Here is a 21,929-nt window from a genome sequence, read left to right on the forward strand (position 1 = left end):
GAGTGAAATTGAATGCCGAAAGCGGAATTCAAGGGCGGCGCGTTCTATCGGTCTCTGGACAGCGCGCGCGCGGCCAAGGGCCTTAACTGGAAGCAGGTCGCCGAAGAGTCAGGTGTCAGCGCTTCCACGCTCACGCGCATGGCTCAGGGCAAACGTCCCGACGTCGATAGTCTGGCCGCGCTGGTGCAATGGTCCGGGCTGAGCGCCGACACGTTCGTGGGCGGCTCCAGCCTGAGTTATGACGCGGAGCCGCTCAGCCAAATCACCACGATGCTGCAGTCGGATCCCCGCCTGCCGGCCGAGGGGCGCGATGCCATGATCGACATGATCACCGCTGCCTATGTCCGCCTACGTAAACCCCTAGCGGGATAGGAGGAACCGATGACGGAAGCCGAACGTATCGCGATCCGGGAAATGCTTCGGCGTCGTGCTGAAGAACGCACCCAGACGCCGGAAATGGCGCGCCAATGGCTAATCGAAGAGGGGCTCTATGACGGCGACGGCGCTCTGCGGCCTCAATATGGCGGCGCGCCGGCTCGGGACGAATGAGCCGACTGAGAACCAGCTTTGTTCTCGGGTTTCACGGTTGCTCCCAGAAGATCGCTGAGGAACTGCTCCAGGGCGGCGTGTTTCGCTTGAGCCAGGAAGATCACGATTGGCTAGGCCCGGGAGTCTATTTCTGGGAGGGTGACCCTCTGCGGGCGCTAGAGTGGGCTCAGTCGAAGGTCACCAGAGGCAGCTATGCCGACGCCGCGGTCATCGGCGCCGTCATCGAATTGGGTAATTGCCTGGACCTGACGACTCGCACCGATCTGTCTTTGCTCGAAGACGCCTATCAATCGTTCGAGCAAGCCCGTTCATCAGCGGGTTTGGCTATGCCGCAGAACCGAGATCCTCGGGGCGTGGCGGAGGGCGACAAGCTGCTGCGCTTCCTAGATTGCGCGGTGATCAAGCACCTGCACGAGAACATCGAGGATGAGGCGACCGCCGCGACCGCGCGCGGGCAAATCCCCGCCATCGCGCCCTTCGATACGGTCCGGGGCCTCTTCGTGGAGGGCGGCGCGGTGTACCCGGGAGGCGGCTTCTACAGTCGCACGCACACCCAGATCGCCGTACGCACCATTGGCTCGATCAAGGGCGTTTTCCTGCCGCGCTCCGCCTGACCGCCGGCTTCTCGCTTGCCTGACGCATGATCTTGGCCAGATCCTCAGCGAAGGCGTCGGACACTTGGCGAACGATGTCCTCGATGGTGTCGCCTTCTATAAACGCGCGCAACTGGTCATCCGTGGGGGGGAACGGGTCAATGCCGCGCCGAAACCGGTGGTCATCCATGACGTGTGCTCCCTGAGAGGGACTGCATGTACCTTGGGTTTAGTTTCGTATCGAAATAATGCTTTCGGCGAACCCAGATGAAGCCCTCGTTGCGCGTCAGGATGGCGACGTCGATTGGGCCGCCTACCGTCTCCATGTCGCTGGAGTAGCGGCGTTTGCGTGACGTCAGTTCCACGAGCGAGTAGGCGACTTCACCCAGTTCTTTTTTGGAGAGATGATTGACCACGGAATTGAGATTGTGAGCGTTTTTCTTCTTGAGGCGTTCCACGCCGTCCCGAAATTGTTTGGTGGCCGCCGCCTTGATCAGGTCGCCGCGCCCGTTGCGGAACGCGCGTTTGTTCTGATCAATCACCTGACCGACTAGATTCCCGGCGATGTCTTCCAGCGCCTTTTCGAACTCGCGATCGATTCCCAGGATAAACCGCTCAGGCATGTCCTTCTGGGCGAACGGCACGACCGCTGCCGTCTCGCCCCGGCGGTCAATATCGATCAGCTTTGTGTCCAGAATTCGAAAGCGATCGAAATAGACGCCGTCTACTTCGACCGCGTGCAATGTCGGGAACAGCTCGTCGCTTCCGAAGCCGGCGAACACGAAGCCGGTAAAAGCGGTCGAGCGCGTATTGGACTTGATCACGGCGAACATCATCGCGCGTATCGCCGATTGAACGGCTTCCGTCAGTTCACTTAGCGGGATGATCTTCGCGGTGATCTCCCCCAGCGTTTTGCCGTACCGCTCGGTGAAGTGCTCCAGGGTGAACTCGTCGAACGCGTCGTTCGGAAGCGGCGAATCCTCGGCTTCCCGCTGACGTTCCAGGCAGCGCCGTAGCAGGACATCTTCGCCAGTCTCCGTCCCTTTGCGGCGACGCTTGCCCAGCGACTCGATCATGTGATTGAACAGCTTGGCCTGAAGAAAATGCAGCTCAGAAACTGCAAAGCTTTGAAGGTGATCAAGCTCATCGTCGATCTCGTGCTTGAATCCGAGTAGAAACTTCTCGAACGCTGGCCACACTTGAACCAGTTCTTTAAACTGGTTTGTCGTAAGGGTTTCGCGATAACGTCGGATGATAATCTCAAGGGGCGCATTCATAAACTGCGCATTGTTGTAAATCATCAAGGCGATCGGCTGAAAGCGCGACAACTCAAAGATTTTCTCGGCGGAATCATAGGTTTTGGGGCGAAGGCCGCCAGCCAGCGTCACGATGCTGTCCGCTGCAAGCGCGACGGCCGTGCGGTTTAGAATCGCGATTTCCGCCGTCATGTCCGCCCCTGAGTCCCTTGGAACAAGGGTGCATGACCGCGACGATCGCTACAAGCGTTCGGTGGCTGATGTCGCGTTCTTGGAGGTGTTCCCTGGGGCGGCTCTTGGCGCTTACTCATCTTCAGGACCGCATGGCGGTGAGAGTCGCGTATGGCGAGCGGTCAAGCTACGCTGCGCGAAAAGCGCGAGGGACGAATGGGGCGCAGTGTATCCGACGAGGAGATTGGCCTGATTAGGGCCATGCTCGCGCGCGACATGAAAAACCGCGACATCCAGTTCTATTTCAATCGCCAAGATCGGCCGGTCAATTCGGGACGCATCACAGGTATCCGACAAGACGGCTATGGGGCGGGCATCCCGGCAGCGAGCGACGAGGCGCTGGACGCCTTTCTGGCCAAGTTCAAGGCTGGACCTATCCAGGGGCCGGGCGGACCGGTGGCTCCGCCCACCGACGATGGGCGCATCGCGGCGCTGTTCTCGAGTAAAAAAGACAACGAGTGGCGTTTGACGTCGGGGGAGACCGACGAAATCGAGTGCAAGCGCGAGGTCGATGTAAAGAAACTGGCGCCGGTGGTGCGGGCGATTGCCGGGATGGCCAACAACAAAGGCGGGGTGATTCTGCTGGGCGTGGAGGACAAGTCTGGCAGAGTCGTCGGCTTAACTAGCGATGATTTTGCCAAGCTGGATCTGGTTAAGTTGACCTCCGCAGTGAAGGCCCACCTTCAGCCAACACCCAGCTTCCGAAAGGGCGTGATCGAGGTCGGAGGACTGCAGGTCGGCTATGTCTGCGTCGAACCCCTTGTCGATAAACCGGTCATCGTTCACCGGCCCGGCGACCGACTTGACGACGGCGCGATCCTGTTTCGCTATCCGGCTGAGAGCGCGCCGATCAAGTTCGGGGATTTGCGCACCTTGCTGGACGCGCGCGACGCCAGACGATTGCGCGCCCTCGTTGATGTGACTCGTAAGATCGCCGACATCGGCGTGGAAAATTCCGCCGTCCTCAATGTCGCCGACGGGTCCTTGGAGGTCGCCGGGCGTCCGATGCAGATCGATCAGGCCCTCGTCGACCAGATCAATTTCATCAAGGAAGGCCAGTTTGACGAAGTAGCTGGCGCGCCCACCCTCAAGCTACTAGGCGAAATCACCGCCGCTGGCGGAGAGAAAGTGCCCGGCGGGCGGCGACTGATCACCGACGACGACGTACTGCGCAACTTCCTGGACCAAGAGTCGGTTCTCGTCCCATTCGAATACATTCGTTTCGCGGTAGCTGGCACTAACCGCGACTGGGTTCCGATCTTCTATTTCGGCAACCAGGCCAAGCTGTCCCGCGCCGAAATGGCCGGTCTATTGGAAGGGGTTGCGACCACCAAGATCAAGGCGAAGGCCAAGATGATCGACCGCGCGCTGGGCAAGCAATCCGCGCTGGCTAACCATACCGGCACGCCGGCCAAGCTTCTGGCGGCGATCCTGGCCGGTGACCGCGAGGAACCCGCAGACGCCAAGGCGGCAGGCAATATCGCCCTAGCCCTTCAGGGGATCCCGGCCGAGGGCGCGCCATCAAAGGAAGAAATGCTAGCTCTGCTCAAGGTTTGCGTGACCACACTGGTGGAGGCCGGCCAGGTAGCGGCCATGAGCAGTGTCTATCGCGCGGCTGGCCGACTGGACGAAGTCTACTTCGCGCCCGCCTAGTCGGTCACGTTAGGGAGCGTCTTGTTTCCGGAGCGGTCGTTGAGTCCGCTCATGATGCTGTGGACGGCTCTCCACCCCACCGGCAGCCTTGGCTTCCGGTTAGAGCTGGAGGAAAGGCCATGGGTCAGGTTGTCACGATCGGTTTGGACATCGCCAAGTCGGTGTTCCAGGTGCACGGCGTCGACGCGGAGGGCGCCGTCGTCATTCGGCAGAAGCTCCCGCGAGCGCGTCTGCTGTCGTTCTTCGCCAAGTTGGAGCCCTGCCTCGTCGGTATCGAGGCGTGCGGCGCATCCCATCACTGGGCGCGCGAGCTCACCAGGCTAGGCCATGAGGCTCGGCTGATGCCGCCCAGTTACGTGAAGCCCTATTTGAAGCGCCAGAAGAACGACATGGCCGACGCGGAGGCTATCTGCGAGGCGGTGACCCGCCCAACGATGCGGTTCGTGCCGGTGAAGTCGCCTGAGCAGCAGGGCGTGATGGTGCTGCATCGGACACGGCTGGTCATGACGCGCCAACGCACCCAGCTCTCCAACGCGATCCGGGGTCACATGGCCGAGTTCGGCCTGACCGCCGCGATCGGTCGAGAAGGGCTGGGCAAGTTGATCGCGGTGATCCTCGATGGCGCGGACGAACGGGTGACGCGAGAAGCGCGCGTGTGCCTCACCATGCTGGTCGATCAGCTTCGGTTGGTGAACCTGCAGATCCTCGAGAACGATCGGCTGATCCGGACCAATGCCCGCGCGACCGAAGTTGGCCGCCGATTGATGGAAATCCCTGGGGTCGGGCCGCTGCTGGCCAGCGCCATGGTCGCCGCCGTGGCCGATCCTGCAGCCTTCAAGACCGGACGCAATCTGGCGGCCTGGATCGGCCTGGTCCCTCGACAGAACTCCAGCGGCGGCAAGGAGCGGCTGGGCGGCATCACCAAGCAGGGCGATCGATACCTGCGACAGCTGCTGGTGGTCGGCGCACTGGCCGTCGTTCGCTACGCGCAACGCAACGGCACGCGTCGGCCGTGGTTGGTGCAACTGCTGGCCCGACGAACGCCGAAGGTCGCGGCGGTCGCGCTCGCCAACAAGAACGCCCGAATGATCTGGGCGATCATGACCAGCGGCGAACGCTACAGGGAGCCGCAGCCGGCTTAGAAGACAGGCTCGGCGCCACGCCGCGGCCGACGAACTTGGGAAGGGCGGACGAGATGTAATGCAACAGCCGGTCGATACCGGAAGGCGGGAAAACCCATCTGCGCCAGCGCGCCTCGAGCGCGTGCTTATGGTCGGGACCCATCTTCGCGAAAGGCATTATGGCCAGCGGTCATGCGTACCGCACTAACAGGTCGAACACATGGCCGCACCGACCAAGCCTAGCAGAACATCAGATCAACCCTTGCCAACGGGGAGCCGTCCACACATGGCGCTTGTAGGTCATTGGTCAGAACCAAGCGGTCATCGCGCTTCGCGCGATGGCTCTTTTGCTTGCCTTTCCCCAGAAAGCGGGGTGGGCGGCGCGCCGGTATAGGCCCGCCAGGGTCGGCGGCAAGCCGGCCAAGGGGCCGGCTCCTCCACTGCGTTGCGGCCCTTCGGGTGCCGCCGCCCCTTGCGGCGGGCCTAACCGGCTTCTTCGCCGCCCACCCCCCTTTCCGGGGAAAGGATGTGGGGTTTTGGGGCGGTGAAGGAGCATCCTCATGCGCCCCACCGGTCAACGCCCCAAGGGCAAGCGCCAAAGGTCCGCCGCCCAGGCCGCGCCCTTGTCGGCCGACGCCTCGTCCGCCGCCGTCACGCCCTCCCGGCGGGTGGAAGTCAGCCTCTATGACGAGGTCACCACCAAGATCATCGCCCAGCTGGAGGCCGGGCGTCTGCCCTGGGTCCAGCCTTGGGGCCGGGCAGGGGGCGCGGCCCTCTCCCTGCCGCGCAACGGGATCACCGGGCGCCGCTATTCGGGCGTCAACATCCTGCTCCTCTGGGGCGCCGTCATCGAGCACGGCTATCCCTCGCAAGGCTGGCTGACCTTCAAGCAGGCCCTGGCGGCCGGGGGTTGCGTGCGCAAGGGCGAGCGCGGCACGACCGTGGTCTATGCCGACCGCTTCACGCCGCGCGCCGAGCAGGAGCGCGCCGCCCAGACCGGCGAGGAGCCGGGCAAGGTCGCCTTTCTCAAGCGCTTCACCGTCTTCAATCTCGCCCAATGCGAGGGGCTGGGGGGCGTCGATCCCGAGCCCGCGCCGCTCCCCGAGCGGCAGGCCGTGCCCATCGGCGAGGCGCTGATCGCTGCGACAGGCGCGGATTTCCGGATCGGCGGGCCGCGCGCCTACTACGACCCGCTGTTCGATTACGTACAGGTCCCGCCGCAACCGGCTTTCGGCGACCAGATCAACTATTACCGCACCGCCTTCCACGAACTGTCGCACTGGACGGGGCACGGCTCGCGCCTGGATCGCGACCAGTCGGGCGTGCGCGGCGGCAAGGCCTATGCCCGCGAGGAGCTGGTCGCCGAAATGGGCGCCGCCTTCGTCTGCGCCAGCCTCGGCATCGTCCCCACCGTCCGCCATGCCGACTACCTCGGGTCGTGGCTGGGGGTCTTGAAGGAGGACAATCGTGCCATCTTCCGCGCCGCCTCCCAGGCCTCCAAGGCGGCCGATTTCCTGCTGGCCTTTGCGGCCGCGCCGCCACCGGAGCCGGTCGCCGGTTTCGAGACCGACGCCCCGACCGCGCCTCAACCGGCCCCGCCGCAGCCAAGCATGGCCGCCTGATCTCGCCCTTCCGCGCGCCGGGATTATCCCGGCGCCGGATCACCCGCGCCAATCCCGGCGCATCCCCGACCCCGCCCGCGCCTTGGACAGCATCACGGACGGGGTCGGTTCCCCCCCTGAAAAACAGGAGCGTTTGTTATGAGACTTGCTTTTGCCGATCCCCGCAACATGACGATTTCGCCGCTCAACATGCACTATGGGCGGCCCAAGCCAGACGTGTCCGACATTCGGCCGTCGATCGGGCAGCGTGGCGTCCTCGTGCCCATGCTGGTCCAGGAGAAGTTCGCCGACGGCGTCGTCATCCCCGGTGCGTTCGCGGTCGTGGCCGGGGCGCGCCGCCTGACGGCGGCCCAGGCCGAGATCGCAGCCGGGGTCGAAATCGATCCCGTGCCGATCTGTATCCTGGACCCCGGCGACGACGCCGCCGCCATCGAGGCCTCGCTGATCGAGAACCTCAATCGTCTGCCGCCCGACGAGGTCTCGACCTGGGAGACCTTCGCCAAGCTGATCAAGGAAGGGCGCACGCCCCAGGAGATCGCCGTCACCTTCTTCATGACCGAGGCGGTGGTCAACCGCACCCTGGCGCTGGGCAATCTCCTGCCGCGACTTCGCAAGCTCTATCGCGACGAGAAGATCAACATCGGCGCCATCCGCCTGCTGACCCTGGCCACGAAGACCCAGCAAAAGGACTGGTTGGCGATCTACGACGATCCCGACCAGCCCACGCCCCTGGGTCAGGGCCTGAAGAACTGGCTGTTCGGCGGCGCCGCGATCCCGACCCAGCACGCCCTGTTCAGCCTGGACGACTACCCCGGCGCCATCATCGCCGACCTTTTCGGCGAGGACAGCTATTTCACCGATCCGGGCCTGTTCTGGACCCACCAGAACGCGGCCTTGGCGGCCAAGCGCGAGGCCCTGCTCGCCGAAGGTTGGACCGCCGTGGAGGTGCTGGAGACCGGGCGTTCGTTCGACAGCTGGAAACACGAGCGCGTCGGCAAGGCCAAGGGCGGCAAGGTCTATGTGTCGGTCAGCCATCGCGGCGAGGTCACGCTTCATGAAGGGTTCCTGACCGCCAAGGAAGCCCGGCGCGCCCAGGCCGCCGCCGTCAAGGCGGCGCGCGGCGAGAGCGGCGAGGCCGATCCGAAGACGGATCGCGCCGAGGTCACCGGCAACCAGCAGAGCTATATCGACCTGCATCGTCATGCCGCCGTCCGCGCGGTGCTGACCGATCACGCCGATGTCGCCTTGCGGCTGCTGCTCGCCCACGCGGTGGCCGGAACCGCCCTGTGGCGGGTCGAACCCGACCCGCGCCGGGCGGGCGTCGAGGCCGTGGCCCAGAGCGCGGAGGCCAGCCCCGCCGAGGCCAGCTTTCAGGCCAAGCGCAAGGCCGCCTGCGACCTGCTGGGCGCCGATCCCGAGCGCGATCTGGTCGGCCAGCAGGTCGCAGGCGGCGCGGCGGGCGTCTTCGCCAAGCTGCTGTCCTTGCCCGACGCCGACGTCCTGGCGGTCGCCGCCGTGGTCATCGGGGAAACCCTGGCCGCCGGGAGCGCCGAGGTCGAGGCGGCGGGGGCCTACCTAAAGGTCGACATGGGCGAGTTCTGGACGCCCGACGACGCCTTCTTCGACCTGATGCGCGACCGCGAGGCCGTCAACGCCATGCTCAAGGAGGTGGGCGGCAAGAAGGTCGCGGACGGCAATCTGACCGAGAAGATCAAGACCCAGAAGGCGATCCTGCGCGACTTCCTGGACGGGACCAACGACCGTCCCAAGGTCGCCAAATGGACGCCCAAATGGTTGACCTTCCCGGCCGGCGCCTACACGCGCAGGCCGTTCGCCACCGCCCAGCGGAGTAAGGCCGTCGCGCCGCTGCTGCGCGGCGTGCGCTTGCCCGCGCCCGCCAACGTCGCGCCCCCGGCGATCACCTTGGCGGCCGATCCCAACCCGGCGATCCTGGCGGCTGAATAGAGCCTCCACGCGACTTGAGCCTTGCCCCCGGGTCTTGCGATCCGGGGGCTTTTCGTCGTGGCGCGTGGTTCGTGGACAGCGCCGCGCAAGGGGGCAAGCCTTTAGGCCTGGAGCCTCCAGATCCTGCGATAGGCCTCCGGCAAGGCGGTCTCGGGGACATGCAACACCGTGATCTTGAGACGCTTGGGGAGGCACGGCGGTTGGGCGACATGCAGGACGATGTCGGATAGCCCGACACGTCGCCCACCTGGGTGGAGCCGCCGCCGATGACCGGGGCGACCGCACCACCTGATAGTCGGACCGGCCCGGCAGGAAGCTGTCATGCGGCCTCAGCGGAGGCGCGGCGCACCGGCCGAAGGCCTGGACTTGGCCACAAAGCGCTTCGTCGGACGCGCGGGCGCGCGACACGCGCTCGCTCATCAGAGGCCTCCTGGAGGTCCAGCGCCGGGTCGATCCCGCGACGTAGGCCCAAACCCTATGGCGCTTCCGTCCCGTCCTGAACCATCGCGTCGATTTTTTTCCCCGCCACGCCCAGGGGCGCGGCTCATCGCGGCGCTTCGCTGCAAAAAAGCTCGTCGCTCCGGTCCTTCGCTGCGCTGCGGCCCTTCGGGTCAGGGCGAGACGGCCGCGCCATGCGGGGGGCCATCGCCGGGGATCGGCCCCGGCGCAGGACCTCCAGGAGACCCCTGATGATCGAGCTCGGCTTTCTCACCCGCGCCCCCGACGAAACCCTTTCCGGCCAAATCCAGACCTTCGGCCAGTGCGCCGACATCCAGGTCGTGCCGCATGACAGCTTTCTGCCCGACCAGTTCGACTATCAGGTGCTGTGGTCCGGCCTGGTCATCGGCAGCGGCTCCACCCAGGTGGACGACATGTCGGGCTATCAATCCATCGTGCTGCATGTCGCCCAACCGCAATGGAGTCCCAAGCCCCTCAAGATCACGGTGCTGCATGTCCCCGAGACCTTCTCGCCGGAGGTCTATCGCATGATCTGGAGGCCCCCGGCCTGACGGATTGGCCCCCCGCCTGTTGGCGAGGGGCTTCTCCCCGTGAGCCGGCTTTCGCCGGGGGCCACCGCCCGCCCAGGAAAGGCTGAAGGAAGATAGGGGGAACGAAAATCAGGGGCGCGTTTGCGTTCGTCCCGCCGACGCGATCCTCGGGGCTTGCTCGCCCCAGCGCGGCCCACCGCTTCCCTCCATCGCCGCGGTCAGGAGCACGGCGATGACGGATGACGACGACGCGAACAGACGGGCGGCCCGCGCCAAAAAGGGCAGCCCGTTCCTCAACACCGCCCAGGCCGCCCACTATCTGGGGCTGTCGCAACGGACCTTGGTGGACTGGCGCGGCGAGGGCGCGGGACCCACGCCCCGGCGTCATGGCCGGTTCGTGCGCTATCACATCGACGACCTGGACGCCTGGTCCAAGGGCGAGCGATCGACCTTCGATCCCGACCGTCTCCAGGCCGCGGAGCCGCGCCATGTTTAGCCGCGTGCTCACCCCGCGCGGCCAGGCCATGGCCGTCGCGGCCGGGCTCGCCCTGGTGGGGCTCGCCGCGCCGCTCGCGCTCGATCCGGTCCCGCGCCTGGTGTGGAACGCCAGCGCCAGCGCGCCCATCGGCCTGTGGCGGATCAGGCCCGGCGCGCCCGTTTCCGTGGGCGACAGCGTGCTGGTCGAGCCGCCGCCCGCCGCCCGCCGTCTCGCCGCCCAGCGTCATTATCTCCCGGCCAATGTGCCGATGATCAAGACTATCGCCGCCATCTCGGGCGCCACGGTCTGCGCGCGCGAGACGGCCATCACCATCGATGGCCGCCTCGTCGCCGTGCGGCGTCTCGCCGATCACCAGGGCCGAAATCTGCCCTGGTGGCGCGGGTGCCTGCGCTTGTCCGACGGCCAGGTGATGCTGCTCAACAGCGCCCCGGACTCGTTCGACGGCCGCTATTTTGGGCCGGTCGAAAGGGGCGCGATCATCGGCAAGGCGACCCCGCTATGGCTGCGCTGATCGGTCCGCCGCCGGTGGTCGCTAGTGTCCCGGAGCCGCCGTCGAACACCGCCGCGCGCGTGGCCCAATGGCGGCCGTGGATCGCCGAGGCGTCGCGGCGTTTCGACATTCCGCAGGCCTGGATCGAGGCTGTGATCGCCGCCGAAAGTGGAGGGCGCACACATCTCAACGGCGCGCCCATCACCTCGCGCGCCGGGGCCATGGGGCTGATGCAACTGATGCCCCGGACCTACCGGGACCTCGCCAAGACCCATGGTCTTGGCCTCGATCCCTACGATCCGCGCGACAATATCCTGGCGGGGACGGCCTATCTTTCGGCCATGCGCGCGCGGTTCGGCTATCCCGGATTGTTCGGAGCCTACAACGCCGGACCGACCCGTTTTGAAGCCCATCTTCGCACCGGCGCGGCGCTTCCAGCCGAGACGGAGGCCTATATCCGGGTGCTCGCCAGGGCGCCGGGTTCGGCCAGTCTTCCGCCCGCCGTGCTGTCGGGGACGCGGCTGTTCTTCCATCTGGACTCCGCTGCCGTCACGGCACGTCCGAGCGCGACGCCCGCGCCTTCGGGCGGGCTGTTCGCGCCGGTCAGGGGCGGATCAGGGCAGGGCGATGGACCGGGTTGAGGGAAGCTTGAGCGTTGGGAGAGGGAAGCGCGAAAGGCAAGATGAAAGCACTGGCGCCACGCCCTTCGGTCCTGTCCGCGCAAGTGTTTGTCTGCACATCGGTTTTTGGGTTGCGGCCGGTGGCGCCATACCCCGCCATGCGGCGAGGGGTAGTGCTAGGTCATGGCTAAGGGGTTGAAATTTCGTGGAATTTCATGACGCCAGTTCCGCACCGGCGGAAAGGCGCCCAGTTTGCTGACAGGGAGGCCGGCGATGGCTCAGGACGACGATTTCGAACCCCGCCTGGGCAAGCTTCGGGCGATCGGCGGGAAGCCCAAGAGCTATCTGTCGCGCGTGCTGCGTTCGGCGATGCTGGCCAGCGGCGGGACCTTCGGCAGGGCGCCGCGGCGGACGGGGTTCACCGGCGCGCGGATCGGCAAGGGCGCGGGCGTGGGGCGGGTGCTGGCGGCGCGCGATCACTTCGCCGCCTATCGATCGCGCCGGGTGATCGTGAAGTTCTCGATCCCCAAGCTGGCGGGGAAGGGGATCGCCGCGGCCCGGGCCCACATGCGCTATGTCCAGCGCGACGGCGTCACCCGCGAGGGCGCGCCCGGCCAGCTCTATGGCGCCGACACCGACAAGGCCGACGGGCGGGCCTTCATCGACCGCGCCGAAGCCGGCGACGACGCCCGGCAGTTTCGTTTCATCGTCTCGGCCGAGGATGGCGCGGAGTACGAGGACCTCAAGCCCCTGACCCGCCGGCTGATGGCGCAGATGGAAAAGGATCTCGACACCAAGCTCGACTGGGTGGCGGTCGATCACCACAACACCGGCCATCCGCACACCCACATCATCGTGCGCGGGCGCAATGATCGGGGCGCTGATCTCGTCATCGCCAAGGAATACCTGACCCAGGGCCTGCGTGAGCGCGCGGCCGAGTTGGTGTCGCTGGACCTGGGACCGCGCGGCGATCTGGAGATCGAGGGCCGGCTTCGTCGGGAGGTCGGTCAGGAGCGGCTGACCAGCTTGGACCGGGGGTTGCTGCGCGACCTCGCCGAGGACGGGCTGGTCTCGCCGCGTCATGTCGATCCGCGCCTCTATGCCTTGCGCGCCGGACGTCTGCAGACCCTGGCGCGTTTGGGCCTGGCCCAGGAGGAGGCGCCCACCCGGTGGCGCCTGGCCGAGGGGGTGGAGGACACCCTGCGGCGGATGGGCGAACGCGGCGACATCCAGAAGACCCTTTACCGGGCGCTGACGCAGGGCGGGGTCGAACGCGACCGCGCCGACCAGGTGATCTATCAGCCCACGGCAGAGGACGCCCGCCCGCTGGTCGGCCGCCTGGTGGCGCGAGGCCTGTCGGATGAACTGAAGGACCGCCACTACCTGGTCGTCGATGGCGTCGATGGCCGCGCCCATTATGTCGAGATAGGGCGCAGCCTGGCGACCGACCCGATCCCCGAGGGCGCGGTGATCCGGGTCGAGCCGCGCTCGACGCAAGCCCGGGCCGTCGACCACACCGTCGCCGCGATCGCCCAGGCCAATGAGGGGCGCTACAGTATCGATCTACATTTGGCGGCAGATCCCACGGCCTCGGCCGGCTTCGCCGAGGCCCACGTCCGACGGCTGGAGGCGATGCGGCGCGGCCGCGCGTCCGTCGAGCGCCAGGACGACGGGACCTGGATCATCGGCGCCGACCATGTTGAGCAGGCCGCCGCCTTCGAAAGGCGGCAGGCGGAGTCCGCACCGGTGGTGGTCACGACCCTCAGCGGCCGGCCGCTTGACCAGCAGGTCGGCGCGGCCGGCGTGACCTGGCTTGATCGCGAGCTGATCGCTGAGGCACCCGAACCTCTGCGCGACGCGGGCTTTGGCTGGGAGGCCCGTCAGGCCCTGGCCGCGCGACGTCAGTGGCTGCTTGACCAGGGCCTGGCCCGTCAGGACGAGAACCAGGTGATCTATCGCGCCGGTCTGCTGACTCGCCTACAGCGGCGCGACCTGATTACCGCCGCCGAAGGCCTGGCGCGCGAGACGGGGCTGAACTTCTCCGAGGCGCGCCCCGGCCAACGGATCGAGGGCGTTTACCGGCGGTCGGTGGACCTGGCCAGCGGCCGGTTCGCGGTGATCGAGCGCAGCCGGGATTTCACGCTGGTGCCGTGGAAGCGGGCGCTGGAGGGGCAGGAGGGGCGCGCTGTGTCCGGCGTGCTGCGCGAGGCAGGCGTCAGCTGGACGATCGGGCGCGGCCGGGGTGGCCCTTCGGTGTCGTGACGCCAAGATCGGCGCGAAGGAAATAGTCGCGCGAGGACGTCGGTTCGCTCATGCTCACGACAAGGGAGGACGATGTGTCGTCGATGTTTGGCCAAGTCTGCAGTTCAGGGGAGCGGGGCTAGATGCTTCCGGCGGCCAACCATCTCGCGCTCGAGGAATTGGGCTGGGCCTCGTTTCAGGATTTGGCGATCGCTTACGCCGAGGATCTCTTCGGCGCGCCGGTGATCTCCTACGCCAAGACCTGGGACGGCGGTGTCGACGGCGAGCATGCGTGCTTCACGTTCCAGGGCGTCAAGTCTCCGTGGACATGGGCTATCCAGGCCAAACACACCGCCCGTCAGCAATCGCTGACCGAGGCCAGCCTCGTCGAAGAATTTAAGAAGCTGCCGGCGCTCATCGCGGAGGGGTTTGACGCCTACCTGCTGGTCACCAATCACGGCGTCTCCCGTGTCGCGGTCAACGCCATCCGGAAGCGCGTACTCGCCGCCGGCTTCAAATCCTGTCACGTGCATGGACGCGAGCATCTGGTGCGGCGCATTCGAAGCTCGCCCAACCTTCGGGTCCTAGCGCCGCGTGTGTATGGGATCGGCGATCTCTCCCTGATCCTTGACGGGCGCCGGGCCGAACAGACCCAGGCGTTGCTGGAGGCGTCCCGCGCCGATCTCGACAGGTTCGTCGCGACCGATCCTTATCGCGCCGCCGTCCGCGCCCTCCTCAGCGACGGCGTCGTGGTGCTGCTGGGTGAGCCAGCTGCGGGCAAGTCCACCATCGCCCGGGCACTCTCGGTGGCCTCGGTCGACGCCTTCAAGGCCGAGCCCTATGAGCTGAGCGGCCTGGATCAGCTCGATGGGCACTGGCTTCCGCGTGAGCCGCGACTGTTCTGGATCGACGACGTCTTCGGGCCAACCCAGGCGGACTACTTCGCGGCGGACACCTTCAACCGCAAGCTCCCAGCCCTGATCGCCGCCTTGGCCAAGGGCAATCGGTTCGTCCTGACCTCCCGGACATACATCTGGCGCGCCGTACAGCCGCGCCTGAAGCTCTCGACCGCGCCGGGACTCAGCAAGGGTATCGTCGAGGTCAAGGTCGAGGATTTCAGCGCGCGGGATCGCGCTCTGATCCTTGCCAATCACGTCAAGCTTGGCGACCACAGCCGCGCCTGGAAGTCAGGCTTCAAACCGTTGGCACCAGCGGTGTCGCGCCACCCGCGTTTCAATCCGGAGGTGGCGCGCCGGCTGGGATTGGAGGCGATCACCGGCGAGATGGAGCTGACCGCCCATGCCTTGGAGCGCTATGTCGATAATCCCGACGAGTACTTGGAAGAGGTGATTGGCGGATTGGCGCCGGCGGGCCAGGCGGCGCTTGCCCTGTTGTTCATGCTGGGCGGCGAGTTGCCGGTGACGCTGCCACGCGACGAGGCGCTCGACGTCGTTCTGGATGCCTTCCCAGTTTCAGCGCCGGAAATCGCCGGCGAGCTAGTGGCTATGGAAGGGGCGTTCTGCGTTCGTCGTGTCGAGGAGGGAGAGCCGGTTTGGCGGTTCCGCCATCCCACCGTCGGCGAGGCCTTTGCGTCCTTCACGACGCGCTCGTCGGTCCTGCTCGATGTCTACCTGCGCGGCGCGCCGCCTGAACGCATTCTCGAAGAGGTCGTCTGTGCGGGCGTGGCGGTCAAGGGCGCGAAGATCGAGGTCGGCGTCGGTCACTTCGACCGCCTGATCGCCCGTATGAAGGCTCACCGTTGGGGGCGGCTAACGCGGCTGCCGCGATGGTTCCTGATTGTGAAAGCAACCCCGGAGTTTCGGCGGCGGTACTTCACCGCGCCTCTGGCCATCAACCACCCGGTCCTCGACGACGGCCGTCGCCTCGAACACCAGACGCTCGCGCTGGCGGCCGTGCTGTTACCGGAGGGACTGGTCTCGCCCGAGCACCTGGAGCATTTGCGCAATCGCATCGTCAAAGGCCTGACTGAACTGGGCCTACGAACCTGCCTGAGCACATCGGCCCGCGAACTGCTCGGCGCCGAAAGGTTCGACGAGCTGCTCCAAGACGTGCTCGCTGAGCTGCGCGACAGCGGGTCAAGCTACATCGCCTATTACGAGCCGAGCCGTGATTTCGAGGGATCGCCCACCGAAGCCTTCGCCGAACTGATCGCCTTCGTCGATGAGCTGGCGGGATGGGTTGATGAGGATGAGGCCGCCGAGGTTCTGGAGATCGTCAAGAGGCGCGTCGCCCAGCGTGTCGGCGAGCTTGAGGAAGAGGCCGAGCGGGAGGACGACTGGCAACGAGAGGAGGAATATTACTACGCCAGCCAAGCCGGGGGTGGTCGCGAGGCCGGGTCGACGACCCGTCAGAGCCCGTTCTCGTTCACAGCGGCCGCCGATCCGCTGGCCGATGTGTTCTCCGATCTGGACGACTAGGCTTGGCTTTCCCGGCCGGTGGGGGCCTGAGCCTCAGCCGTGTGGACGCACTGTGAACAAGGCAGCGGCTCCAAGCCCGACCGCGAGCACGAGGACCACGATGCCCCAGAGCCGGGCGCTATTGCGCCGGCGTAGGCGCGCCGATCTTGAAGCGGGAAGAAACTGCAGAACCATGACGTCACTATGAGGCGGCTGACGTCGGCACGCCAGCCTTCAGGCTCCCGCGCGCGCGACGAGGTCGGGTCAAGTCGGCGGGTCGAGCAAAAGATTTAAGCCCTCGCTCGGCGCAGGCGCGGCGGCGTTTGCCTTGTCCTGCAGGGTTTGGCATCGCGCCATCAATGCGTCGAAGGGTTCGACGGCCCCGTCCAGATAGCCGGCCTCGGTCATGGCTTGGTAGTCGGCTTCGAGCACGGCGCGAGCCTCGCCCTCAGGGACCAGCCTTAGGCCTCCCGTAACGGCTGCCGCATAGTCGATGACCTGTCCGGCGGAATCGGATTCGATGAAGAACTTGGCCTTGTGGTCCGCCACGGCCATGGCCAGGCCTGGATCGGCGATGGCTTGGTCGGCGACGCCCGCCAGGTCCAGTCGCGCCAGATCGTAACAGTGTCGCGCAAAGCCCGCTCCGCCCTTGAAGCGGCCCTGAGCGCAAAAAACGTGAACCGCCGTGGCCTTCTCCCAGAAGGTCCGTTCGGCGGTCATCACGCTGGGAGCGGCGGCGGGAAACTCCAGCTCCGCAAAGGCCTTGGCCAGGTAGCATTCGACCGGCCGGGTCGTGGCCGGCTGACCCGTGGCGCGGGCGCCAAATTCCAATTTCACCCGGGGGCGCACATAGCCGGGGTAATCGGCGGCCGTCTCGTAGACGACGAGCAGGTCCTGGCCGTCCTGCTCGATGCGGGCCAACAGGCCGTCCGCCGCCAGGCGCTCGGCAAGATACGGCGCGACCGTGTCGCGGATGAAACGCGGCAAGAGCCGCTCGCGCACGCGTCGCGAGATGGTCTTTGCCTCGTCAGGCGTCAATTGGGTTGGCTCGCCGAAGCGTGTGTCGCCGGTCAGTTTGCCGATGTCGTAGGTCAGGTCGACGTCTTCGGAGAACCGGTCGATGACGTTGTAGGCCTTGGACAGCGACGTGCCGCCCTTGAACACCAGGCCGTCGGCGAACGGGGCAGCGAAAAGCGCCTCCAGCGTCCAGACGACCCAGACGTCCTTTTCGAGCAGATAGGGCGCGCGCTCGAGGCCGCGTCCGGGCGCGGCCTCGAGGACGTCGCGGCGATCGGCCTGGGAAAGGCTCAGGAACCGATCAGCCACGCGCCAGGCTCGAAACTTCTTGGGCCAGCCATGTGGGAAGGCGTCCCCGCAGGCTCAGCAGGGTTTGCATGGCCTCGGCCGGCAGCCGGCGCTTGAGGGCCTTGAGCGTTTCGGCGGCGCGTTCGGGGCCGGCCCAGGACAGGGCGCGGACCGCGTCGCCGGCCGGCTGGCCGGGCAACAGCAACTCCCAGTCCCGCGCATGGCGAAGTTCGAGCTGTTGCCCGCCGATCTTCAAGCCCCGGCTTTTGCCCGAGGTGAGGTAGATCGCTTTCATCGGCGTTTGGGTGGTCAGGCCCAGGGCGTTGGCGGCCGCCGCCCCGTGGCTGGCGATGACCTCGCCGGTCGTGCTGGCGAGCGCCTGCACGACCTTGGCGGGGGAGGGCGTGCGCGGCCCGTATTTTCCTTGGCGGGGCCGAAGATACACACCGCGCCCGATCCGGCTCAGCGCGCCCGAACGCTCCAGGCGGACGAGGGCCTGATCGACGGCGGCGCGCGATCCCAGATGCAGCAGTTCCTTGGCGCGAAGCGCCGCCCCTTCGGGCGAGGCTTCGGCATAGGCGAGGATGTGATCTGCGAGCGCGGGCATGAGGCGTCTCCTTGTCAGAAACTATGGCATGATTTCTGACAAAAGCAAGATCGTGAGCCTCCCGGGGTTGCCGATAGGCGGCCGAACCGACGGTGCTCCTGCCGCGCGACGATCGGCGGCTACGCGCACCAAACGCCGCAATCGCGCAACCAAAACCAGATCGCGCGATCTCGCCGGCTCGGGGCCCAGCGCACGAGTTGCGCCAGAACCGGATCTGCAGCGGGTTTAACCGCCATAAGCGATTTTCGGCCTGCGCCAGAGTCTTGCCAGGCCCCGCGCCGCATGCCGCGACCCGGGTGCGGGACCCGGCGCATGACGCCCACCAAACTCCTCATCGGTCAGATCCTCGCGGTCTTCGCGATCATGATCCTGGGTGTCTGGGCATCGACCCAGTGGGCCGCCGCCATGCTGGGCTACCAGGCGCAGCTAGGGGCGCCTTGGGCAACGTTGCTGGGCCAGCCGGTCTACCGACCCTGGCAACTGTTCGACTGGTGGTATCACTACGAGGCCTATGCGCCGCTGGTCTTCGACAAGGCCGGTCTTCTGGCCGGCGCCAGCGGGTTCCTGGGCTGCGCCTGCGCTATCGCCGGCTCGCTGTGGAGGGCCCGCCAGAGCGGCCAGGTCACCACTTACGGGTCGTCGCGGTGGGCCACGACCACTGAGGCCGCCGCCGCAGGGCTCTTCAAGGATGATGGCGTCTTCCTCGGCCGTCTTGGCGCCAGCTATCTGCGCCACGCCGGTCCCGAGCACGTCATGGCCTTTGCCCCGACGCGATCGGGCAAAGGCGTGGGCCTGGTGGTGCCGAGCCTGCTGTCCTGGACGGGCAGCGCCGTCGTCCACGACATCAAGGGCGAGAACTGGACTCTGACCGCCGGTTGGCGGGCGCGGTTCTCCCACTGCCTGCTGTTCAATCCGACCGACGCGCGATCGGCGCGATACAATCCACTGCTGGAAGTGCGCAAAGGCCCCGACGAGGTCCGCGACGTTCAGAATATCGCCGACGTGCTCGTCGATCCGGAAGGGGCTCTGGAGCGCCGGTCGCACTGGGAAAAAACCAGCCACAGCCTGCTGGTCGGCGCGATCCTTCACGTCCTCTACGCGGAGGAGGAAAAGACCCTCGCGCGGGTCGCCACGTTCCTCTCCGATCCCCAGCGCTCCTTCGCCCACACGCTGCGGCGGATGATGGCCACCAACCATCTGGGTACGCCCGAGGCGCCCAAGGTTCATCCCGTGGTGGCAAGCGCGGCCCGGGAGGTCCTGAACAAGTCGGAGAACGAACGCAGCGGCGTGCTCTCCACCGCCATGTCGTTCCTCGGGCTCTATCGGGACCCGACCGTCGCCCTGACGACTTCGGCCTGCGACTGGCGGATCGCCGATCTCGTCGACGCCCCGTCGCCGGTCACCCTCTATCTGGTCATCCCGCCGTCCGACATCTCTCGCACCAAGCCCCTGGTGCGGCTGGTGCTCAATCAGATCGGCCGCCGCCTGACCGAGCGCCTGGAGGGCGATCCGGCCAAGAGCCGCAAGCATCAGCTGCTGATGATGCTCGACGAGTTTCCAGCGCTTGGACGGTTGGACTTCTTCGAGACGGCCCTGGCCTTCATGGCCGGCTACGGCATCCGCGCCTACCTGATCGCCCAGTCCCTCAACCAGATCTCCAAGGCCTACGGCGAGAACAACGCCATCCTGGACAATTGCCATGTCCGGATCGCGTTCTCCTCCAACGACGAGCGCACGGCCAAGCGGATCTCCGACGCTTTGGGCACGGCGACAGAGCAGAGGGCGCAGCGCAACTACGCGGGCCATCGGCTCTCGCCCTGGCTCAGCCACGTCATGGTCAGCCGCCAGGAAACGGCCCGGCCGCTGCTGACCCCGGGCGAGGTCATGCAGTTGCCGCCCGCCGACGCCCTCGTGCTGGTCTCGGGCCTGGCGCCGATCCGCGCCAAGAAGCTGCGCTACTACGAGGACCGCAACTTCACCGGCCGCGTGGCACCGCCGCCGACCCTTGTGGACGGCCCCTATCCCGACTGCCCGCCGTCGCGCGGTGACGACTGGGGCGGCCAGGTGCGCGGGCCTCATGCCGGCCTGGCCGCCGCCGACGATGCGCTCGACGCCGAAACCGATGGCGGCCTGCAGCAGGAGCGTCATCCCGGGTTGTTCGACGAGATCGTCGCCCAAACGCCCGCTGACGAGGCCGAACTCGGCCTTGGTCTGGCCGATGACGACGGCGACGTGGTCGCCGACCGCCAGGCCGTTGATCGCGCCCGTATGGGCCAAGCGGTCACCCGCGCCCACGCCATGAACGAGGGGAGTGATCGCGGCGACGACGACCTCCTCCCGGCCTTCTGAGGGGCGTTGGGATGAAGCCTCGCCATCACCTCTATCTCGACGACGCCCTGACCGAGCAGTTGGACCGGCTCGGCGGCAAGCCCGGGACCTCCAAGTCGGCCATCGTCGCCGACGCCCTGCGCGCCTATCTCGACCGCCGCGCTGCCAGCGAACTCGACGCCCTGTTCAAGGTCCGGCTCGACCGCATGAGCCGGCAGCTGGGACGCATTGAGCGCGACCAGAAGATCCTGCTTGAGAGCTTGGCGCTGTTCGTCCGCTACCAGCTGACCGTCACCGCGCCGTTGCCGGAGGCCGACAAGGCCGCTCAAGCGGTCGGGCGCGAACGCTTCCAACGCTTCGTCGATCAGGTTGGCCGCCAACTGGCGAGCGGCCGCCAGACCCTAGGCGCCGAAGACCTCGATGGCGGGGAGGGCGCGCGATGAGCCTCGTCCAGCCCGAAACCTTCGAGCGCCGCCGCACCATGCTGCGCACCGCCATGGGGCCGGCGATCCAGGCGGCCCTGGCCGACCCTGCCGTCGTCGAGGTGATGGTCAATCCCGACGGTGTCCTGCGCCTGGACCGGCTGGGCGAAGGGCGCGTTGATACCGGCGTGGTGTTGGCGGCCGCCGAGGTCGAGCGGATCATCCGCCTGGTCGCCAGCCATGTCCGCGCCGAGGTTCACGCCGGCGCCCCGATCATCAGCGGTGACCTGCCGCCGCGTGGCGCGGCCCTGACCGGCGAGCGGTTCGAGGGCGTGTTGCCGCCGGTGTCGGCCGGCCCATGCTTTTCAATCCGCAAGCCGGCCAGCCGCATCCACACCCTGGAGGACTATGTCGCCGACGGGGTTCTGGCGCCGATCCAGGCCGATCTCTTGCGCCAGGCCGTCAGCGATCGGCTCAACATTCTGATCGTCGGCGCGACCTCGGCCGGCAAGACCACCCTGGCCAACGCCCTCTTGGCCGAGGTCGCGCGTCAGGACGAGCGGGTGGTCATCCTGCAGGACGTGCCTGAATTGCAATGCGCCGCGCCCGACTGCGTGGCCCTGCGCACCCGTCCGGGCGTGGTCAGCATGACCGATCTGGTGCGCTCGACCTTGCGCCTGCGGCCCGACCGCATCGTGGTCGGCGAGGTGCGCGGCGGCGAGGCGCTCGATCTGCTCAAGGCCTGGAACACCGGCCACCCCGGCGGTCTCTCCACCCTCCACGCCAACTCCGCCCGCTCGGCCCTCTACCGGCTGGAGCAGCTGGTCCAGGAGAGCGTGGTCGCCGTGCCGCGCCGGCTCATCGCCGAGGCGGTCGATCTCCTGGTCTTCATACGTGGCCGGGGAACCGGCCGACGTGTCGAGAGCCTCGCCCGGGTCACGGGCCTCGACCCAGCCGGCGACTATCTCGTCGCTGACCTCGACCCCCCTCAGCTCAAAACCCTCAGACACGGAGATTGAAG

20 protein-coding genes are annotated in these 21,929 nt (G+C 66.8%); 16 read left to right on the forward strand and 4 right to left on the reverse strand.

Annotation, left to right across the window (positions count from 1 at the left end):
* The first annotated feature begins 12 nt into the window (after positions 1 to 12).
* The 3 genes from ACQY9P_RS17135 to ACQY9P_RS17145 are packed head-to-tail and all read left to right on the forward strand — an operon-like array spanning position 13 to position 1,163.
* The gene (locus tag ACQY9P_RS17135) at positions 13 to 372 is read left to right on the forward strand and encodes a helix-turn-helix domain-containing protein (protein ID WP_421738008.1); all 360 of its coding nucleotides are present in this window, start codon (positions 13 to 15) and stop codon (positions 370 to 372) included.
* Between the two features lie 9 nt (positions 373 to 381).
* Positions 382 to 549, forward strand: a complete 168-nt coding sequence (locus ACQY9P_RS17140) for a hypothetical protein (protein ID WP_421738007.1) — start codon at positions 382 to 384, stop codon at positions 547 to 549.
* The gene (locus ACQY9P_RS17145) at positions 546 to 1,163 is read left to right on the forward strand and encodes a hypothetical protein (protein WP_421738006.1); all 618 of its coding nucleotides are present in this window, start codon (positions 546 to 548) and stop codon (positions 1,161 to 1,163) included. Before ACQY9P_RS17140 ends, ACQY9P_RS17145 begins: the two co-directional genes overlap by 4 nt.
* Here ACQY9P_RS17145 and ACQY9P_RS17150 read toward each other — a convergent pair.
* Together ACQY9P_RS17150 and ACQY9P_RS17155 are read right to left on the reverse strand one after the other, a co-directional pair.
* Positions 1,132 to 1,332, reverse strand: a complete 201-nt coding sequence (locus tag ACQY9P_RS17150) for a hypothetical protein (RefSeq protein ID WP_421738005.1) — start codon at positions 1,330 to 1,332, stop codon at positions 1,132 to 1,134. The two genes, ACQY9P_RS17145 and ACQY9P_RS17150, sit on opposite strands and share 32 nt — an antisense overlap.
* The gene (locus ACQY9P_RS17155; RefSeq protein ID WP_421738004.1) at positions 1,325 to 2,590 is read right to left on the reverse strand and encodes a hypothetical protein; all 1,266 of its coding nucleotides are present in this window, start codon (positions 2,588 to 2,590) and stop codon (positions 1,325 to 1,327) included. The genes ACQY9P_RS17150 and ACQY9P_RS17155 overlap by 8 nt, the downstream gene beginning before the upstream one ends.
* 150 nt (positions 2,591 to 2,740) lie before the next feature.
* Here ACQY9P_RS17155 and ACQY9P_RS17160 point away from each other — a divergent pair, with 150 nt between their 5' ends.
* The 10 genes from ACQY9P_RS17160 (at position 2,741) to ACQY9P_RS17205 (ending at position 16,267) form a co-directional block, all read left to right on the forward strand.
* Complete coding sequence (locus ACQY9P_RS17160; protein ID WP_421738003.1) at positions 2,741 to 4,282, forward strand: helix-turn-helix domain-containing protein; 1,542 nt, start codon at positions 2,741 to 2,743, stop codon at positions 4,280 to 4,282.
* Between the two features lie 119 nt (positions 4,283 to 4,401).
* Positions 4,402 to 5,424, forward strand: coding sequence for an IS110 family transposase (locus tag ACQY9P_RS17165; protein ID WP_421736430.1), 1,023 nt, complete (start codon positions 4,402 to 4,404; stop codon positions 5,422 to 5,424).
* 539 nt (positions 5,425 to 5,963) lie between these two features.
* Positions 5,964 to 7,025, forward strand: a complete 1,062-nt coding sequence (locus ACQY9P_RS17170) for an ArdC family protein (protein WP_421738002.1) — start codon at positions 5,964 to 5,966, stop codon at positions 7,023 to 7,025.
* 138 nt (positions 7,026 to 7,163) lie between these two features.
* Positions 7,164 to 8,990, forward strand: coding sequence for a ParB/RepB/Spo0J family partition protein (locus tag ACQY9P_RS17175; protein WP_421738001.1), 1,827 nt, complete (start codon positions 7,164 to 7,166; stop codon positions 8,988 to 8,990).
* Between the two features lie 689 nt (positions 8,991 to 9,679).
* Positions 9,680 to 10,000 (forward strand): hypothetical protein, encoded by a 321-nt coding sequence (locus ACQY9P_RS17180; RefSeq protein ID WP_428150580.1) that lies wholly within the window; start codon positions 9,680 to 9,682, stop codon positions 9,998 to 10,000.
* A 211-nt stretch (positions 10,001 to 10,211) separates the two neighbouring features.
* Positions 10,212 to 10,475, forward strand: a complete 264-nt coding sequence (locus tag ACQY9P_RS17185) for a helix-turn-helix domain-containing protein (RefSeq protein ID WP_421737999.1) — start codon at positions 10,212 to 10,214, stop codon at positions 10,473 to 10,475.
* Positions 10,468 to 10,989: a S26 family signal peptidase gene (locus ACQY9P_RS17190; protein WP_421737998.1), complete on the forward strand. Its 522-nt coding sequence runs from the start codon at positions 10,468 to 10,470 to the stop codon at positions 10,987 to 10,989. The genes ACQY9P_RS17185 and ACQY9P_RS17190 overlap by 8 nt, the downstream gene beginning before the upstream one ends.
* Entirely contained in the window at positions 10,977 to 11,609 is a 633-nt protein-coding gene (locus ACQY9P_RS17195) for a lytic transglycosylase domain-containing protein (RefSeq protein ID WP_421737997.1), read from the forward strand. The genes ACQY9P_RS17190 and ACQY9P_RS17195 overlap by 13 nt, the downstream gene beginning before the upstream one ends.
* A 252-nt stretch (positions 11,610 to 11,861) precedes the next feature.
* Entirely contained in the window at positions 11,862 to 13,850 is a 1,989-nt protein-coding gene (rlxS, locus tag ACQY9P_RS17200; protein WP_421737996.1) for a relaxase/mobilization nuclease RlxS, read from the forward strand.
* A 122-nt stretch (positions 13,851 to 13,972) separates the two neighbouring features.
* Positions 13,973 to 16,267: a hypothetical protein gene (locus ACQY9P_RS17205; RefSeq protein ID WP_421737995.1), complete on the forward strand. Its 2,295-nt coding sequence runs from the start codon at positions 13,973 to 13,975 to the stop codon at positions 16,265 to 16,267.
* Between the two features lie 243 nt (positions 16,268 to 16,510).
* Here the strand turns inward: ACQY9P_RS17205 and ACQY9P_RS17210 are convergent, their stop codons facing one another.
* Both ACQY9P_RS17210 and ACQY9P_RS17215 read right to left on the reverse strand, forming a co-directional pair.
* The gene (locus ACQY9P_RS17210; protein WP_421737994.1) at positions 16,511 to 17,572 is read right to left on the reverse strand and encodes a nucleotidyl transferase AbiEii/AbiGii toxin family protein; all 1,062 of its coding nucleotides are present in this window, start codon (positions 17,570 to 17,572) and stop codon (positions 16,511 to 16,513) included.
* Entirely contained in the window at positions 17,565 to 18,158 is a 594-nt protein-coding gene (locus tag ACQY9P_RS17215; RefSeq protein ID WP_421737993.1) for a DUF6088 family protein, read from the reverse strand. Before ACQY9P_RS17215 ends, ACQY9P_RS17210 begins: the two co-directional genes overlap by 8 nt.
* Before the next feature lie 312 nt (positions 18,159 to 18,470).
* Between ACQY9P_RS17215 and ACQY9P_RS17220 the strand changes: the two genes are divergently transcribed.
* The 3 genes from ACQY9P_RS17220 to trbB are packed head-to-tail and all read left to right on the forward strand — an operon-like array spanning position 18,471 to position 21,927.
* Positions 18,471 to 20,507: a conjugal transfer protein TraG gene (locus tag ACQY9P_RS17220; RefSeq protein ID WP_421737992.1), complete on the forward strand. Its 2,037-nt coding sequence runs from the start codon at positions 18,471 to 18,473 to the stop codon at positions 20,505 to 20,507.
* Positions 20,508 to 20,518: 11 nt separating this feature from the next.
* Positions 20,519 to 20,929 carry a CopG family transcriptional regulator gene (locus tag ACQY9P_RS17225; protein WP_421737991.1) on the forward strand — a complete coding sequence of 137 codons (411 nt, stop codon included), beginning with the start codon at positions 20,519 to 20,521 and terminating at the stop codon, positions 20,927 to 20,929.
* Complete coding sequence (gene trbB, locus ACQY9P_RS17230) at positions 20,926 to 21,927, forward strand: P-type conjugative transfer ATPase TrbB (protein WP_421737990.1); 1,002 nt, start codon at positions 20,926 to 20,928, stop codon at positions 21,925 to 21,927. The genes ACQY9P_RS17225 and trbB overlap by 4 nt, the downstream gene beginning before the upstream one ends.
* The last annotated feature ends 2 nt before the right edge of the window (positions 21,928 to 21,929 follow it).

This window comes from Caulobacter sp. (assembly GCF_965279145.1).
In the GTDB taxonomy this organism is placed as follows: domain Bacteria; phylum Pseudomonadota; class Alphaproteobacteria; order Caulobacterales; family Caulobacteraceae; genus Caulobacter.